Annotated in this window: 18 protein-coding genes and 1 other annotated feature; of the genes, 15 read left to right on the top strand and 3 right to left on the bottom strand. The window is 42.9% G+C overall.

Annotated features, from left to right (window positions below; all coding sequences use genetic code 11):
- Positions 1 to 76: 76 nt before the first annotated feature.
- From yqeH to leuS, 8 genes are all read left to right on the top strand, one after another.
- Positions 77 to 1,189 (top strand): ribosome biogenesis GTPase YqeH, encoded by a 1,113-nt coding sequence (gene yqeH / locus JKM87_RS12555; protein ID WP_202080722.1) that lies wholly within the window; start codon positions 77 to 79, stop codon positions 1,187 to 1,189.
- 26 nt (positions 1,190 to 1,215) lie between these two features.
- Positions 1,216 to 2,088 (top strand): shikimate dehydrogenase, encoded by an 873-nt coding sequence (gene aroE / locus JKM87_RS12550; RefSeq protein ID WP_202080721.1) that lies wholly within the window; start codon positions 1,216 to 1,218, stop codon positions 2,086 to 2,088.
- Between the two features lies 1 nt (position 2,089).
- Positions 2,090 to 2,380: a ribosome assembly RNA-binding protein YhbY gene (gene yhbY / locus JKM87_RS12545; protein WP_202080720.1), complete on the top strand. Its 291-nt coding sequence runs from the start codon at positions 2,090 to 2,092 to the stop codon at positions 2,378 to 2,380.
- 16 nt (positions 2,381 to 2,396) lie between these two features.
- On the top strand, positions 2,397 to 2,987 hold the full coding sequence (locus JKM87_RS12540) for a nicotinate-nucleotide adenylyltransferase (protein ID WP_236838807.1): 591 nt from the start codon (positions 2,397 to 2,399) through the stop codon (positions 2,985 to 2,987).
- Positions 2,988 to 2,998: 11 nt separating this feature from the next.
- Positions 2,999 to 3,559, top strand: a complete 561-nt coding sequence (yqeK, locus tag JKM87_RS12535) for a bis(5'-nucleosyl)-tetraphosphatase (symmetrical) YqeK (RefSeq protein WP_202080719.1) — start codon at positions 2,999 to 3,001, stop codon at positions 3,557 to 3,559.
- 55 nt (positions 3,560 to 3,614) lie between these two features.
- A complete protein-coding gene (rsfS, locus tag JKM87_RS12530) occupies positions 3,615 to 3,965 on the top strand; it encodes a ribosome silencing factor (protein ID WP_202080718.1) in 351 nt (116 codons plus the stop codon).
- Complete coding sequence (locus JKM87_RS12525) at positions 3,965 to 4,726, top strand: class I SAM-dependent DNA methyltransferase (protein WP_202080717.1); 762 nt, start codon at positions 3,965 to 3,967, stop codon at positions 4,724 to 4,726. The genes rsfS and JKM87_RS12525 overlap by 1 nt, the downstream gene beginning before the upstream one ends.
- Before the next feature lie 66 nt (positions 4,727 to 4,792).
- Positions 4,793 to 5,112 (top strand) — a binding site (T-box leader).
- Positions 5,113 to 5,239: 127 nt separating this feature from the next.
- Positions 5,240 to 7,672: a leucine--tRNA ligase gene (gene leuS, locus JKM87_RS12520; protein ID WP_202080716.1), complete on the top strand. Its 2,433-nt coding sequence runs from the start codon at positions 5,240 to 5,242 to the stop codon at positions 7,670 to 7,672.
- Positions 7,673 to 7,876: 204 nt separating this feature from the next.
- Here leuS and comER read toward each other — a convergent pair whose 3' ends face one another.
- Positions 7,877 to 8,716: a late competence protein ComER gene (comER, locus tag JKM87_RS12515; protein ID WP_202080715.1), complete on the bottom strand. Its 840-nt coding sequence runs from the start codon at positions 8,714 to 8,716 to the stop codon at positions 7,877 to 7,879.
- 108 nt (positions 8,717 to 8,824) lie between these two features.
- On the opposite strand from comER, the gene JKM87_RS12510 reads away from it, so the two are divergent.
- Genes JKM87_RS12510 through JKM87_RS12500 form a run of 3 tightly spaced genes read left to right on the top strand, consistent with a single transcriptional unit; the run spans position 8,825 to position 12,634 of the window.
- Positions 8,825 to 9,583 (top strand): ComEA family DNA-binding protein, encoded by a 759-nt coding sequence (locus JKM87_RS12510; protein ID WP_202080714.1) that lies wholly within the window; start codon positions 8,825 to 8,827, stop codon positions 9,581 to 9,583.
- A 34-nt stretch (positions 9,584 to 9,617) separates the two neighbouring features.
- Complete coding sequence (locus tag JKM87_RS12505; protein WP_202080713.1) at positions 9,618 to 10,112, top strand: deoxycytidylate deaminase; 495 nt, start codon at positions 9,618 to 9,620, stop codon at positions 10,110 to 10,112.
- A 38-nt stretch (positions 10,113 to 10,150) separates the two neighbouring features.
- Positions 10,151 to 12,634: a DNA internalization-related competence protein ComEC/Rec2 gene (locus tag JKM87_RS12500; protein WP_202080712.1), complete on the top strand. Its 2,484-nt coding sequence runs from the start codon at positions 10,151 to 10,153 to the stop codon at positions 12,632 to 12,634.
- Between the two features lie 130 nt (positions 12,635 to 12,764).
- Here the strand turns inward: JKM87_RS12500 and JKM87_RS12495 are convergent, their stop codons facing one another.
- Entirely contained in the window at positions 12,765 to 12,908 is a 144-nt protein-coding gene (locus JKM87_RS12495; RefSeq protein ID WP_202080711.1) for a YqzM family protein, read from the bottom strand.
- A gap of 136 nt (positions 12,909 to 13,044) precedes the next feature.
- Here JKM87_RS12495 and JKM87_RS12490 point away from each other — a divergent pair, with 136 nt between their 5' ends.
- From JKM87_RS12490 to holA, 3 genes are all read left to right on the top strand, one after another.
- Positions 13,045 to 13,599, top strand: coding sequence for a sigma-70 family RNA polymerase sigma factor (locus JKM87_RS12490; protein WP_202080710.1), 555 nt, complete (start codon positions 13,045 to 13,047; stop codon positions 13,597 to 13,599).
- A complete protein-coding gene (locus JKM87_RS12485) occupies positions 13,596 to 14,834 on the top strand; it encodes an anti-sigma factor family protein (RefSeq protein ID WP_202080709.1) in 1,239 nt (412 codons plus the stop codon). Before JKM87_RS12490 ends, JKM87_RS12485 begins: the two co-directional genes overlap by 4 nt.
- A gap of 170 nt (positions 14,835 to 15,004) precedes the next feature.
- The gene (holA, locus tag JKM87_RS12480; RefSeq protein ID WP_202080708.1) at positions 15,005 to 16,036 is read left to right on the top strand and encodes a DNA polymerase III subunit delta; all 1,032 of its coding nucleotides are present in this window, start codon (positions 15,005 to 15,007) and stop codon (positions 16,034 to 16,036) included.
- 207 nt (positions 16,037 to 16,243) lie between these two features.
- Here the strand turns inward: holA and rpsT are convergent, their stop codons facing one another.
- Positions 16,244 to 16,510 (bottom strand): 30S ribosomal protein S20, encoded by a 267-nt coding sequence (gene rpsT / locus JKM87_RS12475; RefSeq protein WP_202080707.1) that lies wholly within the window; start codon positions 16,508 to 16,510, stop codon positions 16,244 to 16,246.
- A 229-nt stretch (positions 16,511 to 16,739) separates the two neighbouring features.
- Here rpsT and gpr point away from each other — a divergent pair, with 229 nt between their 5' ends.
- Positions 16,740 to 17,882 carry a GPR endopeptidase gene (gene gpr, locus JKM87_RS12470; RefSeq protein WP_202080773.1) on the top strand — a complete coding sequence of 381 codons (1,143 nt, stop codon included), beginning with the start codon at positions 16,740 to 16,742 and terminating at the stop codon, positions 17,880 to 17,882.
- Positions 17,883 to 18,078: the final 196 nt, after the last annotated feature.

The raw sequence follows: 18,078 nt of genomic DNA, 5'->3' as shown, positions 1-18,078 counted from the left end.
GTAATAAGAATAACGCCATGTCACTGTTCATAACGGATGGATTTGTTCACATATAGAAGGAGGACAACAAAATAAAATGGAAGCACAAACAGAGCACTATTGTGCAGGGTGTGGGATAAAAATACAAACTGAAAATAAAGATAAGGCAGGATATGTGCCTGCTTCCGCATTGAAGAGGGAGAGGATTGTCTGTCAGCGTTGCTTTCGGATGACCCATTACAACGAAGTTTCTCCAGTAGAATTGACGGATGATGATTTCATACAGATATTAAATCAAGTTGGTGAATCAAAGGGGCTTGTCGTCAAAATCGTGGATATGTTTGATTTTAATGGTAGCTGGATATCCGGTCTGCAACGCTTTGTTGGCGGCAACAGGGTGTTGTTAGTGGGTAATAAAGTTGATTTGTTACCCAAAAATATCAACCTGAACCGCATGAAGAACTGGTTACAGCATTCCGCCAAGGATTTAGGGCTCAAACCTATTGATGTCATGTTCTGTAGCGCAGAAAAGGGGACTGGTATCCAAGAGCTGATGCAAGCGATTGATCGTTTACGGCGAGGGCAAGACGTATATGTCGTGGGAGCAACGAATGTGGGGAAGTCGACGTTTATTAATCAAATCCTGACACAATTAGGTGTCGATAAGGACGAGCATTTAACAACGTCTCGGTTTCCAGGCACAACGCTTGATATGATTGCCATACCGATGGACGACGATAGAGCCCTTTACGACACGCCAGGGATTATTAACAGACACCAAATGGCGCACTATGTGACACCTGAGGAACTAAAAATCATTTCCCCATCAAAACCAATCAAGCCCAAAGTGTATCAATTGAACGATGGGCAAACTTTATTTTTTGGCGGTTTGTCACGTTTAGATTTTGTTCAAGGAAACAGGCAATCATTTGTTTGTTATGTCTCTAACGATATAAATATTCATCGTACAAAGCTGGAAAAAGCAGACGAGCTGTATCAAAACCACCTAGGGGAGATTCTTTCACCACCAGGGAAAGCAGAATCGTCTGATTGGGGACCGTTAACGAAGCATACCTTCAAGATATCTGAGCAACCCACAGATATCGTTTTTTCAGGTTTAGGATGGGTCACGTTAAAAGGTGAAGGTGCCGTAATTGACGCTTACGCACCCAAAGGTGTAGCAGTATCTGTCAGACGTTCATTGATCTAGGGGAAAATAACACGGGAGAGGGTAAAATGACGAATCAACCACTACTATTCGGTGTCATCGGCCATCCGGTCGCTCATAGCTTGTCTCCAATCATGCATCAAGCTGCCTTTAATACTTTGGGTCTGCCTCACCACTACCATGCCTTTGATGTAGCGCCCGAAAACCTAAAGGACGCCATAAGGGGCATAAAGACATTAGGGATTAAAGGAGTCAACGTAACCATACCACACAAGGAAAATGTCATCCCGTTACTTGATGAAGTAGACCCGGAAGCAAGAACAATCGGGGCAGTGAATACAGTTGTGGAACGGGACGGCATGCTCTATGGCTATAACACGGACGGAGAAGGCTATGTGAGGTCACTCATAGAAGAAACAGGTATCCAGTTAAACCAAACGGACGCAGTCATGATAGGGGCAGGTGGAGCCGCAAAAGCGATCAGTGTATACTTACTCAAACATGGTATCCGAAGCTTAACAATCATAAATCGAACATATACTAAAGCACACACGCTTGCTAAACAGCTAACAGTGTATGCTGAAGAACAGGACTTATCAACCGATATAACAGTGCTGGATTGGGAAGAGGCGGTGGTGAAGCAATATTCTTTTCAGCTTTTTGTACAGACCACGCCTATAGGCATGTGGCCCAACATTGATCAGACACCATTGACCATAAGCAACATTCAACCTGGTGCAGTCGTCAGTGATATTATATATAATCCGTTAGAAACCGCATTTCTACATGAGGCTCAACGTGCAGGAGCAACCATTCACTCTGGTTTGGGGATGTTCATTCACCAAGGGGCTTTGGCTTTTGAATACTTTACTTCTCACAAAGCACCCATAGATAAAATGAAAAGCATGGTCCTGAATCGATTACAACAAGGAGGAACATAAATTGCTAACAGGAAAACAGAAGCGATATCTACGCTCACAAGCACACCATCTCAATCCTATATTCCAGGTGGGAAAGGGTGGTGTCAACGATAACATGGTGGATCAAATTGAGGATGCACTAGAAAAAAGAGAGCTTTTAAAAATTTCGGTGCTACAAAATTGTGACCAGGATACGAAGGAAGTGGCTTCACAGTTAGCTGAAGAAACAGACGCCTATCTTGTGCAGGTTATCGGTCACACCATCGTGTTATACAAGGAATCTGAGGAAAATAAGTTGATTGAATTGCCATAAAGGGGTAGATAAGGGGATGAGTGAGATGAAGAAAGTGGGGCTCTTAGGGGGAACGTTTGACCCGATCCATAATGCTCATCTACTTATGGCGGAAGTGACCCGTGAAGAAGCACAGTTAGACCAGATATGGTTCTTACCCACACGTGTGCCTCCCCACAAGCAAGGGAAGTCAGTCACTGCAGACCACCATCGGCTTAAGATGATTGAACAAAGCATAAAGGATATTCCGTATTTTCAGCTTTGTCTAAAGGAATTTGAAAGGGAAGGTCCTTCCTATACGTATGAAACCATTCAAGCTTTACAGAGGGAACATGCTTCCATACATTTCGTATTTATTATAGGGGCAGATATGGTTGAGTACTTACCGAAGTGGCATAAAATAGACGACCTCACACGCCAAATCGAATTTGTGGGAGTGGGACGGCCAGGATGGTCTATGCATCCAGATCATTCTTATACGAAAGCGGTTCGAGAGGTGGATATGCCACCGATGGAACTTTCATCTACAGTGATTCGTGAACGCTGCAAACAAGAAAAAAGTGTGCGTTTTATGGTACCGGAGGTCGTTTTTCAGTATATCAATCACCATGCATTATATGTGGAGTGAGGAGAAGTGCAATGAAAAAAGAAGACATGCTGAAGCTTGTACAGGAGCAGATTACGACAGGGAGATACGAGCATACTTTAGGTGTTGTACAGAGTGCGGTCAAGCTAGCTCAGCGCTTTAGCCCCAATGACCTTGAGAAAGCGGAAGTGGCGGCCATTTTTCACGATTACGCTAAGTTTAGAGACAAACATGAAATGGCGCGTATCATTGAAGAGCAGGACGAAATACCTGATGACTTGTTACAGTATCATCATGAATTGTGGCACGCTCCCGTTGGCGCTTATTTAGTTCAAACAGAAGTGGGCATCGCTGATATTGTCGTCTTAGACGCTATACGCTTTCACACGACAGGGCGTGTGAATATGACCATCGTTGAGAAGATCGTTTGCTTAGCGGACTACATTGAACCTGGCCGACGCTTTCCCGGTGTTGATGAAGTACGCGAACAGGCGGAAACTAATCTCGACCAAGCTTTAGCTCAAGCACTCGGAAATACGATCGGCTTCTTGGAGTCTAAGGGCCAGAAAGTGTATCCTTTAACAATAGCTGCTTACAATGATTTAACGAAATAAGCAATAAGCCACATATTGAAGGGGCACCATAACATTAAAGGGGGAAATAAATTCGATGGAGCTTAGAAACATTATGTCTTCAGTCTTAGAAGCAGCCGAAGATAAGAAAGCACAAGACGCCGTCATTTTAGATATTGCAGGACTTTCTGTCGTAGCCGATTACTTCATGATCTGTCATGGAAATTCAGAAACCCAAGTCCAAGCCATAGCCAAAGAAATACGCGACAAAGCATTCGACATTGGGCTAGATCCCAAACCGATGGAAGGATTTGATGAAGCCCGGTGGGTGCTTATCGATTTAGGGGATGTAGTTGCCCATGTCTTCCACAGAGAGGAAAGAGAATATTACAACATTGAAAAGTTATGGGCAGACGCCGCATACGTTGAACTAGACCAAGCAAAATGATGAGTTACCAACATTTAGCTTACGTGTATGATCAACTCATGCACGATGTTCCGTATGATCAGTGGTTAACATTTTTAAACGAGGTTTGTGCACGTCATCATCATCAGATTAACGCAGTTATTGATTTAGGTTGTGGTACAGGGTCCATTGCCATTCCACTGGTCCAGCAGGGGTACAAGGTCACGGGTATTGACTTGTCTGAAACGATGCTTGCTGTGGCGCAGGAGAAAGCTTCCAATACAGGTGTGGATGTGCAATGGATCCACCAAGATATGACGGAACTTGATTTAGGAACTCAGTATGATACCATCATCTCATTTCTAGATAGTCTGAACTACGTGACAGAACCATCACAACTCCAAGCTTGTTTCCACAGAGTGTATCAACACTTAACAGATGATGGGTTATTTATTTTTGATGTCCATAGTATGTACAAAATGCGTCATATTTTTGGCGAGACGTTATTTGGTACCAATGACGAAGCCCTTTCTTTACTGTGGCAGTGCTGGATAGAGACAGACACCGACACGGTCGAACATGACCTGACTTATTTTGTTCAACACACCGATAATCAATACATACGCTACGATGAAGTCCACACACAGCGGGGATACGAAGAGGACCTCCTACGCCGTTGGTTGGAAGAGGTTGGTTTCGACATATTACAGGTGGTAGCAGATCTCACTTGGAACCCGCCACAGCAGGATAGCGAGCGATTATTCTTTATCTGTAAAAAAAATGTTCGACAACGGTTGACATAGTATCAGTATATTGCATATAATCATAATTAAATTAACACATTTTCCATACAGCATAGACACATGAATGGAGCGGCAATGACCAAGAGTAGTAACTTCCAATCTGATAGCAGAGAGTTGACGGTCGGTGCGAGTCAACATCGAGATGGAGCGAACTCGCTTGAGAGCCTGTAGGAATGAACCACGAGTAGTTTCTACCGTATTTCCGCGATAAGGAGTAATGAAGAACATGCCTTTGTTTTCTCGACATGCACAGAAAGTCATCGCATGGACACAGTAACATTTTTGATCTTTGGACTGAAACACTGAGAAAAACAAAGCATGAATCAATTAGGGTGGTACCGCGGGTCCATTTTACTAACTTTCGTTAATAACCTCTCGCCCCTAGCTATTAAGAGCTGAGGGTGGGAGGTTTTTTATATTTATGTTGATATACTTTGTCTGAAATATATGACAGCCTGGCAATACTGATACACTAAACTTTCCATTAACATAATAAAAAAGGAGTGTTAACACTTGGCCAAAACACACACTGCTTACCATTTTAGAGCCATAGAGCAAAAGTGGCAGCAATACTGGGAAGAACATAAAACGTTTAAAACAGAAGACCATCCTGAGAAAGAAAAATTTTATGCCCTTGATATGTTTCCTTATCCTTCTGGTGCAGGATTGCATGTGGGACACCCTGAAGGGTATACAGCGACAGATATTATCTCTCGTTATAAGCGTATGCGCGGCTACAATGTGCTTCATCCTATGGGATGGGACGCATTTGGACTACCAGCTGAGCAACATGCACTAGATACGGGGGAACATCCGCGTGAAATTACCAAAAAGAATATCGACAATTTCAGACGTCAAATTAAGGCATTAGGATTCTCTTATGATTGGGACCGCGAAATTAATACAACGGACCCAAACTATTATAAGTGGACGCAGTGGATTTTCCTGCAACTCTATAAAAAAGGCCTCGCTTATGTTGCCGAAGTCCCTGTAAATTGGTGTCCGGCACTGGGGACCGTTCTAGCGAATGAAGAAGTCATTGACGGTAAAAGTGAGCGAGGCGGGCATCCCGTTATCCGTAAACCGATGAAACAATGGATGCTTAAGATTACAGCTTATGCTGATCGTTTACTAGAAGACCTTGAAGAACTCGACTGGCCTGAAAGCATCAAAGACATGCAACGCCATTGGATTGGGAAATCTGAAGGAGCAGAAGTTTGTTTCCACATTCAAGATCATGAGGAGACGCTCGAAGTATTCACCACAAGACCGGACACACTCTTTGGTGCTACCTATTGTGTACTAGCACCAGAGCATCCTTTAGTAAGCTCAATCACAACGGAAGAGCGTCGTCAAGCGGTAGAGGAATATCAAGAGCAGGCCGCAATGAAAAATGATCTTGAGCGTACAGACTTAGCCAAAGAAAAAACCGGTGTTTTCACAGGCGCATATGCCCTTAATCCTGCGAGTGGGGAAAAAATGCCGATATGGATTGCCGACTACGTGCTTGTTCATTATGGAACAGGGGCTATTATGGCCGTGCCAGGTCATGATGAGAGAGATTATGAGTTTGCAAAAGCTTTTGATCTTCCAATTAAGGAAGTCGTACAAGGTGGAGATCTTGGTAAAGAGGCTTACACGGGAGATGGACCGCACGTCAACTCAGATTTCTTAAACGGCTTGACCAACCAAAAAGCGATTAGTCAAATGATCGATTGGCTAGAAAAAGAAAATAAAGGCACAAGAAAAACGACGTATCGTTTGCGAGACTGGTTATTCAGTCGACAGCGTTACTGGGGTGAACCGATCCCGATCCTACATTTAGAGGACGGTACAACAAAACCAGTACCTGAAACCGAATTGCCATTGACTTTACCCGAGATTGATGAGATCAAGCCATCTGGGACGGGTGAGTCTCCACTGGCGAACGTGTCTGAGTGGGTAGAGACAACCGATCCTGAAACGGGGATGAAAGCCCGTAGAGAAACAAACACAATGCCACAGTGGGCAGGCAGTTGTTGGTATTACCTCAGATACATCGATCCCCACAATTCAGACGAGGTTTGCTCAAAAGACAAACAAAAACAATGGCTTCCCGTGGATCTGTATATCGGTGGAGCAGAGCACGCTGTCCTTCACTTGCTCTACGCCCGATTCTGGCATAAAGTGTTATACGACCTTGGTGTAGTGGAAACAAAAGAACCGTTCCAGAAGCTTGTAAACCAAGGAATGATTCTCGGGGAAAACAATGAGAAAATGAGTAAATCAAAAGGGAACGTTGTCAATCCAGACGAGATAATTGAATCACATGGTGCAGATACACTAAGAGTTTATGAGATGTTCATGGGACCACTTGAAGCCACAAAACCATGGAGTATGACCGGTGTTGATGGTGCTCATCGTTTCTTGAGTCGCATATGGCGACTGATCGTTAATGAAGAAGGAGAACTTGAGTCTCAGATTAAGTGGGAACAAGGGACAGAGGACTTTGAACGCGTTCGCCATCAGACGATCAAAAAAGTCACGGAAGATGTTGAAAACCTTCGTTTCAACACAGCGATCAGTCAAATGATGGTCTTCACAAATGAAGCTTACAAACAGGAAGTCCTTCCTGTTGATGCCATTGAGGACTTCGTCAAACTGCTTTCGCCATTCGCCCCTCATCTCGCTGAAGAGCTATGGCATCTGCTCGGACACGAAGACAGTCTGGCTTACGCTGAGTGGCCAACGTTCGATGAGAGTATGCTAACGGAAAACGAAGTTGAGATCGTTGTTCAATTTAACGGTAAAATCAAAGCGAGAATGATGACGCCTGTAGATATCAGCAAAGATGAATTAGAAACCCTCGCTTTGGGACATGACGATGTTAAAGCTCATCTAGAGGGTAAAACAGTACGTAAAGTGATCGCCGTTCCTAATAAACTTGTTAACATCGTGGCGAACTAACCGCTAAATAACAAATGATGGGTTAACGAAAAAAGTAAAAAGAAAAATGGTAGAAAAAAAGGAAAAAGATAACAAATGGTCGAATATGTAAACAGCTAAGGTATAACCCTTAGCTGTCTTTTTTGATTGTCTATCATTTTTTTCTTTAATCCTTAACTGGCTGAATATCGCCATATGAAGATCAAGCGATGCTTTCATTATGTTTTATTTGTTGACCCTGTTTTGTTCATAGAACGTATCCTGAACGCCCTGAGCATCTTCTTTAAATTTACGGTGTGTTTCTAAAACCAGTTTATCAAATACACCAACACATTCTCGCTCTAAAACTTTTAAGGCAGCGCCAGTCACTCCTCCAGGGACGCAGACTTTTTCTTGCAAGGTCTCTAGAGTGAAACGGTCTCTAGATATGAGTTCAGCCATACCCACGAGCATATGGCTAGCAAGTGCGGTCGCTTGGGGCTTAGGAAGCCCGGTAACTCTTTCAGCAGCGTTGATAAATTCTTGTAAGAGAAAGCTGAGAAACGCGGGGCCACAACTGACGATGTCTGATGAGACACGTGTGTATTGCTCATCGATCCATAACGGCTCGCTCACCTTTTCCATTAACTGATGCAGAGCATCTCTATCTTCTTCAGTGCAACGATCTCCACACATGATCAGAGAAGCACCGCTCTGTACTGAATTTGTAATACTAGGAATGACTTTAGCGACCTTTGTCGGGAGTAGTTCTTGTAAATCTTTAATATCAACGGGGCTTGTGATAGATACCACCAACTGTTTCTCGTGTAAATAAGGTGCAATGTCATCAATGACGTTTTTGAATTCAAGAGGTTTAATACATAAGAAAACCAAGTCAGACCTTTGAGCCACCCTCGTATTGGATGGATAGGCGTGTAACCCTGTATACGTCTGTGCTAGAGATTTAACTTTTGAGAATGTTCGGTTTGAGGCATGAATTTGGGATGGAAGCAGTGCCTTAGATTCAATGAAAGACTCAATTAATATCCGTCCCATACTTCCAGTACCGATAAAACCAACTTGCATAGCAGATTTCCCCCTATCCGTGTTTATAACATTCATATGTGACAGGTGGGCGATTGACTACAATTTTTTCGACAATATGAAAAAAATATTGATTGGAGGGACAATCATATGACAACGAAGGAAAAGAAGTTATACATATTTATAGGTGTATTAGTCTTAGCTTTGGCCAGCTTCGTCTTCAGTTATTGGGCTTTAGATGCGGAAACGCAGGTAGAAGGCGCCTTCACCCTACAGTCTCCTGAAGGAACGGAAGTGTTGTCAGGTCAAGTACAACAAGAAATTCCCAGGAGAGAGGAATCTGAAAGAGATCATTCTGAAGACCCATCATCTCAGTCGATGGAGGAGCCCTTGTCCGTTTACGTGGATGTAAAAGGTGCGATTCATAATCCAGGTGTTTATGAAATGACAGAAGATGAACGTATTATAGATGCAATAGATACGGCAGGTGGTATTTTAGAAGATGGCACAACAGAGATCATTAATCTTGCTCAGCCCCTTACAGACGGTATGGTGATTTATGTCCCTTTCCAAGAGGAGCTAGAGCAAGAGGAGGACCAATCACAGAGGACGCATGTGTCACATTCACCTCATGCTCCGTCAAATGGAGATAGCGGAAATTCAGTCCATTTTCCAACTTCTTCAACTTCATTTTTTCCCACAGAGGAGCCACAATCAGGTAAAATAAACATTAATACAGCTTCGACTGATGAGTTGGTCCAACTCACTGGGGTTGGACCAAGTCGTGCTGAAGCGATTGTAGATTACCGAGAAAAAAACGGCGGTTTTGCTCAAAAAGAGGACTTGAAAAATGTATCCGGTATCGGTGAAAAGACCTTTGAAAAGTTGGAAGACGATATAGAGATTTAGGCAAATATTGATAGACAGAATGGGAGATGTGAGTATGAGAAAATCTTGGGATGACTATTTTATGGACATGGCCTATATGGCTGCGACTAGAGCAACTTGCCCTAGAAGACATGTGGGGGCCATACTCGTCAAAGACAAAAAGATACTAGGGACAGCATATAATGGTTCACCAGCGGGTACGCCAGATTGCTATGAAGAAGGGTGCCTGATGACAGAGAGCTATGAGGAAGAGCAGGGTCAAATGGTCAAAAAACAACGCTGTGTACGTACCATTCACGCTGAACAAAATCTGTTATTGTTCACCGATCGTGAAGACAGACAGCAGGCCACTGTTTATGTCACTGACCAACCATGTTGGACATGCACGAATATGCTGGCTAATAGCGGCATTCAGGAAATTGTATTTCATCGTGCTTACGCAAAAGATCATGAGCGTACCTCCCGATTACTCAGTCAAAAAAGCGTCAAATTACGCCATCTAAAGGATTATGAAGCGCCATCGGGCATGGCCATGGCCATTACCGAATGAGACATATCTAGAGAGTTATCATACTAAAGGGGTTAACCATGAAGCATATTGTCACTTATTTTGTACTATTACTAACGTTACAGACAGTTTTAACATTACAAGGGGCTCCACAAGGATGGTTATATCTCATCTGGGGCTCTTTTTTTATCATGCTTTTTATGAATCGGGACCGTCTCTCACTCCCTCAGGACCATCCGCAAGCCGCTATGAGAAAACAGGCCATTTATTGGGCGCTAGTTTTGCTTTTTGTGCTCATTTTGAATCAAGCGCATCTTTCAACCTTCTTATATACACATGAGCAGAGCAAAGCCCACGCACTGTCTACTGATGCAGCTGATGAAACGCGCAAGATTTCAGGAAAAATCGTGTCTACACCGACGACGGATGGTAACCGCATTCAGTTTGACCTAGACATTCACCAAGTGGATGGTGTTCAAAGAGCCCCCCAGGAGACCATGAGGATGACACGTTATGCTGACACAGAAAATGAGCTTCAGTTAGCTGAACAACTCGCTAGAGGAGACATGTTTACGAGTCACATTCTTATACAAGAACCTTCCACAGCACGCAATCCGGGTGGGTTTGACTATCGTTCTTTTCTCGAGCAACAGAACATATTCAGCATAGGGACTGTTGTGGATGCTGGTTGGCAGGCCTATTCTCAACCGAACATCATCGATTCATCGCGTCAGAAGATTGATGTGATACGTTCACTTTGGCAGCAACAAGTTGAGCAGGTTTTTAGCGCTGACTTAGCCCCTATTGTCTTAGCGATGACAGTGGGTGATCGATCACTGCTAGATCCTCATATGGTGACTATGTATCAAGAATTAGGGATCATACATATATTAGCGATTTCAGGATTACATGTCGGGATTATTGTATGGGGGATGTATCGGTTACTATTGTGGTTACCACTTACGAGAGAATCGGTGATCCATGTTCTGATCATATTTATACCATTATACATACTGTTAAGTGGGGCACAACCTTCCGTTGTCAGAGCCGGGTTGATGGCGATGCTGGCCTTGTTATTGCTACGATTCGGGGTATGGAAGCATTCTCTCCTTGCGTTGTACACGGTGTATAGCCTCACGCTCTTCTTTTCACCTTTTTCTATCTATCATATAGGCTACCAATTGTCTTATTTCATTACGTTTTGTTTGATTAGCGGTTATCCTGTTTTAGAGAAAGCCATGCGGGAATGGAGGATAAAAGAAGGATTTAAGCAGTTACTTGGGATCTCTTTGATCGCACAAATTGCATCTCTCCCTATTGTGATTTATCAATTTTATCAGTTTTCTCCATTGTCACTTTTCATTAACCTGGTGGTTGTGCCTATTTACTCAATCGTTTTTATACCTGCGTCGTTTGTTTTAACGCTCCTCACCTTCCTATCACAGCCTGCCGTTCAACTTTATGTTGTTCTATTTGAACGGTTGCATGCCGTTGTACTGTCCATTGTAGATTCAGTATACAACCTCCCTTTTGCCACTCTGTATCTGGGACAACCCAGTGGATGGTGGTTTGGTTTGTTCATTGGACTATTACTGCTTTGGTTCATACAGCTTGAAAAAGGACACATGTGGAAGGCTGGGCTATGTCTCATGGGATTCCCCATTCTTATAATGGTTCAAATATTACTGCCTTATATGGATGCTAGGGCGCATATTATGATGCTTGATGTGGGTCAAGGGGATGCAATCGTCATCGAACTACCTTATCGTCAGGAAGTGGTGATGATCGATTTAGGTGGTCAAATGCAATTCCCCCGAGAAGAGTGGCAGAATAGAGCCAGTACATTCGAGGTTGGAAAGGATATCGTTTTACCTTACTTACAATATAGAGGGATACAAAAGATAGACAAGGTGATTACATCACACGGTCACTTTGATCATATGGGTGGTGTACAAGGCTTGATCGGCCAAGTGGCAATCAAAGGGTGGTATCGTCCCCCCGTAGCGGGACAGTCCACTTTTGAAAAAGAATGGTTAGATCGCATTGTAGCGGAAGGCATCCCCATTTATACTTTACGGGAAGGAGATGCATGGCAAACAGGGACATCTCGAAGTCAAGTTCTGTTCCCAGAGAGGGACGCACAATGGATGGAGAGTATGGATAATCTCCATGATTATAATATCGTTCTATGGCAAGACATCTATGGTGTTTCATTTTTGTGGACAGGGGACGTCGAGGAAGCTGGAGAAACACACATTATGAAAGCGCACCCAAAATTAGACGTCGATATACTGAAGGTGGCTCACCATGGGAGTGAGACATCAACCTCATCCTCCTTTATAGCGCATGTGAGGCCCTTAATCGGGCTCATATCGGTAGGAGAAAACAACCGCTACGGGCATCCTCATCAAGATGTACTGCAACGCTTAGCTGAAGCAGAAGTGAGTATCTTTCGAACGGATGACCACGGAGGGATTTATATACAACTTAAGCCTCATGAACGAAGTATACATCCTACCGTACAACCCGTGCCTTTACATTCCTATGAGGAGTCGATACAATAAGGAGGGCTTGGAAAAAAGATGAAACAAAAAAGCTCTATCCTTCTAGAATAGAGCTGAGGTAAGTATCATGTGTTTATGTTTATATACTGATTCTTAATGAAGCTTTATGATGTGTTTGAGGATGAACGGATTAGCTATTTAAGTCTTTCAATACTCCGAAGACCGTAAAGATAGCAAAAACCGTCATGAAAAATCCAAATGTAACGACAAAGCCAACCCCAGAGTCAATAAGATCATTTCGTTGATCGTGTGGATTCTCGAATTCATTACTCATCTGGCAACCCTCCTATATCTTTTATTAGTATAAAAGAAACGGAGAATTAAATGCAACAAAAACGTGAAAAAGTAATTGATTTGCAACAAATGGTCATGCCAATACGTTTAATATATAGATGAGAGGAGGAAGGGGCGTGCAGGAACCTGAAAAGATCCTAGCTGCTCAAAATGGAGATCAAGAAGCCCTCATTTCATTATTACGGGACATTGAAACCCCATTATATCGTACAGCTTATTACATGTTAGGGAATGAGCAAGACGCCCTAGACGCAACACAAGAAGCCCTGATAAAAGTTTATAAAAATATTCACTCTTATCAGCAGAAAGCAAAGTTTACAACATGGGCACAGAGAATTGTGACCAATGTGTGCATAGATAAGTGTAGGAAGAAACGTGAGAGTATATCAATAGACGAACACGAATACGTCCTTAACAATCAAGGTACAAACCATGTCGAAGAGGCACTCAACCGACAATTAGTGAGAGAAGATGTTCGTGAAGCTATCGGTCAGCTCCAAGAGAATCATCGAACGGTGATTGTACTAAGATATATGCATGATTTATCCTATAAAGAAATTGCAGAAACCGTTGATCTGCCTATTAACACAGTAAAATCTTATTTGTTTCGCGCCAGACAACAACTTCAAACGCTATTACAAGATGTACAGAAAGGTGGTGTTTCCGGATGAATTGCGATAAGGCGCTAGAGTGGATACAACGACAGCTAGACCATGACTTAAACCCTAATGAAACAGAGGAACTCCAGCAGCATCTTTCGCATTGTACGACATGTCAAGAACAGTATGATAAGTTGACCACTGTTTCAGGTGAACTGGAAACATTACCAGATGTATCTCCTCCGATTAATATCGTTGATTCCATACTGCCGCATCTTGGCATTCAACAGGATCAGCTAGATCAGAGCCACAATGAAGAAAGCACAAGCGGTACAGCGTCAATAGGTAGCCATGATCAGGTGGGCATTGGATTTGAGGATGAAGAAACGCCGCAAAACAATGCTGTAGAACAAGCGGGAACAAAGAGAGGCGCCGTTATCCAGTTCTTACGTCATAAACGCACATGGGTGACAGGTACAGCCGTGGCAGCTGCAGCGCTACTCATCATGGTAACGTATCAACCAGTTGGTGTGAATGATATGGTTTCGGAAAGCATGGATTCAGGTTCTGAAGACGCTCCTGTGTCATTTAGCCAAGAAAGTAGTGAAAGTAGTAAGGCCAACGTTCAGGAGGAGGGAGAACATTTACCACCTGCTGATTCCCAAGGTGATGCTGACCTAGCCATGATGCAAGAGGGGAATGCTTCATACGATGGGAATAATAATGTGCACCATGGAGAAGCGCAACAAGAGGAGAACCTAGAAGAAACAGAACCTACAGATGAGCCACCCGTTCAGGATCAAGATGCCGATCAGTCTGATAATGAAGCTCATGAGTTTGGCATAGCTAGTAATGATGAAGATCATTCTACCAGGGACGAATTACACACCTTCACCGAACAACCAAACGAATATCATTCGGTTGAGGAAGATACGTATCAGGACGGGGATGAGGAACAAACAAAAGAGCAAGAAAAAGAACAACAACAAAAACTAGATAATGAGTCTCAAGATGTGAAGAAAGCGGATGAAGAAGAACAAGTTGTCTTATCTCCAAATCAGGATTTCGTGGCTTATGAAGGGATAGACGATATTCGAATTGACAAAGATGATCATCCTCACTATATTGTGAAAAGAAATTGGGAATCTCCTTGGGAGCTTGAGCGTCTAGAATGGGTCGCGTCTACCCGGTTGTATTTTGAGCTCTATAACTCGGAGAGTCAGGAACGGGAATACTGGTTGATTCACGTTGATGAAATGAAAGAAGTGCAACTCGATGCCCCGTATCAGCCGAAAGAAGATCAATAACATGTCCAATATACTTGCTAGCGTAAGTTAAGAAAAAAAGGGGCCTTGGCTAAGGTGCTCTTTTTTCTGTTTACATAGGGACAGACAATAGTTCAGACAAAAAAATAGAAACGTGTTTTTGAAAGACAGCTCTAAGGTCATCATAAAGGTGCTGCTCTTATTAATGAGAGGTGAACAACGTGGATATTGATATGGCCAAAAAGAATATAAAGCAAGGAGATATTGCCCCCATTTATGTCTTATATGGTTCTCAGAAATTTTTAATGGAAGAGATGGTTAAAGCATTATCGGAGCAATTATTGGATTCAGAGACGGCTGACTTTAATTTTGAGCGTTTTGATCTTATGGAGGATACGATACAAGGAGCTGTTGAATCGGCAGAAACGTTACCTTTTATGGGAGAAAAAAGGTTGATCGTGGCTCAAGATGCGAATTTCCTGACGGGGAGCAAGGGACATGCAAAAGTTGAGCACAAAGTGGATCGTTTGGAACAGTATGCAGCGAGTCCCTCTGACTATACGGTTTTGGTCCTATTGGTTTACCAAGACAAGCTAGATCAAAGGAAGAAAGTGGTCAAGTCACTTAAGAAATCTGCTACTCTTATCCCATGTACTTCAATGAAAACGGATCAACTTGTCGCTTGGGTTAAGCAAAGAGCGCAGGGTTTAGAAGTCCACATAGAGGACGCTGCAGCGGGGTTGCTAACAGAATTTGTCGGGAGCCATTTGCAGATTCTCACAAAAGAGATTGAAAAGTTAGGGACATATGTCGGACGTGGGGGTACAATTACACCCCAAGTCATCGAGCAATTGGTCTCCAAGACAATGGAACATGATGTCTTTTCACTCGTTGACCATGTTGTACATCTTCGCTTTCAGCAGGCGTATCAAATTTTACAGGAATTATTAAAACGTAACGAAGAGCCCATCAAAATCTTATTTCTTATAGCAAGGCAGTTTCGTATTGTGGCTCGAGTCAAAGAGCTTGACCGACAGGGGTACACCCAGAATCAAATGGCTCAGCAATTAAGCCTGCACCCCTATGTATGTAAACTTGCCTTACAGCAAGGGAAACAATTCTCTAGGGGAAAACTTGTTCACGTACTTGATGCGATTGCAGAAGCAGATTATGAGATGAAAACAGGGAAAAAGGATAAGGCGTTAATACTACAAATGTTCTTACTACAATTAAGACGCGGATGATGCATCATTTAGCCATTCTACATTATGTAGGATGGCTTCTTCTTTACCTTATCGTATTAATGACATGCATGAGGTGACGGATGGATATATAGATATAGAGAAGTAAAGACTTAAAAGGTATTGCAGAAGGTAAAGACTTAAAAGGGTTATAAAAAGACGTAAAAAAAGGACCGATCCTAATGATCGCCCCCCTTTTTTAATGTAATGTTAAGCAGAAACTTCATTTAGTTTTTGAGCTAAACGAGATTTCTGGCGGTTTGCAGCATTTTTGTGGATAATTCCTTTTGCAGCTGCTTTGTCAAGTCTCTTAGTTGCAATTACTAGCGCACTCTTAGCTGCCTCAACGTCTTTTTGTTCAACGAGCTGTTCGAAGTTTTTGATTGCTGTACGAAGAGCAGATTTTTGGGTCGCGTTGTGTGTACGCTTTTTTGTATTTGTTTTTGTACGTTTAATTGCAGATTTAATGTTAGGCATTCCCTTCACCTCCCTTAACAGCAACCGTTCATTACGGTCAAAATACAACACTACACATTATACCTTTATTTAAAATAGAATGCAATAACCAAAATAACAGTCAACGGGTATGTCTCAAGTATAATTCAGGGCCGCAGTGAAACAATGATAACAAAACACTTGACGGAGGTGTATGATGAAACACAACTGGAGAAAACGCTATTTATCACCGAAGCCACTCAACGACATCATGAAGCAACCGCAAAAAGAAGAGAAGGACATAGATTTGTCCCAATATCAAGTGCGTACAGACTTGGTATTAGAAGCTCATCAAATGGCGACCAAATTACAAGAGGAACGTGGCGGCAATATAGAAGGCGTTCGTCTTGATGAAGAAGAAGAAAACGGTATTCGGGTGACAAAAGTTTATATAGATGATGAAAAAGGTGGCGAAGCGATTGGCAAAAAGCCAGGCAAGTACCTGACCCTCGAAGCCCAAAAGCTCCGTAAGAAAGACACCCCTTTTCAAAATAAAGTCACAACCCTATTAGCTCAGCAGTTACATGAGTACATGGCGGACATGGACATTCCAAAAGACGCTAGCTGTCTCGTAGTAGGCTTAGGTAACGGGAATGTAACACCAGACGCCTTGGGCCCTATCGTTGTTGAAAATATTATGGTGACTAGCCACTTGTTTGAAATTGCACCGGAAAACGTAGAGGATGGCTACCGTAGGGTGAGTGCTGTATCGCCTGGGGTTTTAGGCGTTACCGGCATTGAAACGAGCGAGATTGTACATGGTGTTATTGAGAAGATCAAACCAGACTTTGTCATCGCCATTGACGCACTAGCGAGTAGCTCAATCGAACGGGTGAATACAACGATTCAGGTCAGTAACACAGGGATCAATCCGGGGTCAGGTATTGGTAACAAAAGAAAAGCGATCAGTGAAGAAGCGCTAGGTATTCCGGTCATCGCCATTGGTGTACCAACCGTCGTCGACGCTGTGTCTATCGTGAGCAACTCCATCGACTTTGTTTTGGGACATTTAGGAAAAGAAATGGAGAATCAAGCACAAGGGACAAATCAAAGACGCGCATTAGCACCAGGTGGCATGAGCTTCAATCTTGGTGAACCAGAAAAATTTGACCCTGAGAGTATTCCAGATGAAGAAATACGGGGCACGATCATGGGGATCGTCGGAAATCTTGAGGAACAAGAAAAACGAAAATTAATCCATGAGGTGCTCAGCCCTTTAGGTCATCAACTGGTCGTGACACCGAAAGAAGTGGATCAATTTGTACAAGATATCGCCAACATCGTGGCAAATGGTTTGAATGCGGCGCTACATGAAAAAATTGATATGAGCAAAGTTCAAGCGTATACCCACTAAACCAAAACGCTAACTCTATTCAACAGGCAATCGTGATTGACTACCACGATTGCTTTTTTTTGTCGTGAGGCTGACATCATTAAGATTTTAAGGAGAGAGTTGAAGTGAAGAGTTCTAAATGAAATACAAGATTCATAGATTTGATAGTACGAAGATCATAGAAGATTCCTTTATTTAATCCTGATGCGAATACGGC

It is taken from the genome of Caldalkalibacillus salinus (genome assembly GCF_016745835.1).
GTDB classification, from domain to species: domain Bacteria; phylum Bacillota; class Bacilli; order Caldalkalibacillales; family JCM-10596; genus Caldalkalibacillus_A; species Caldalkalibacillus_A salinus.
Note: the sequence above shows the minus strand (reverse complement) of the source record. Positions and strands in the feature narration are given on the sequence as shown.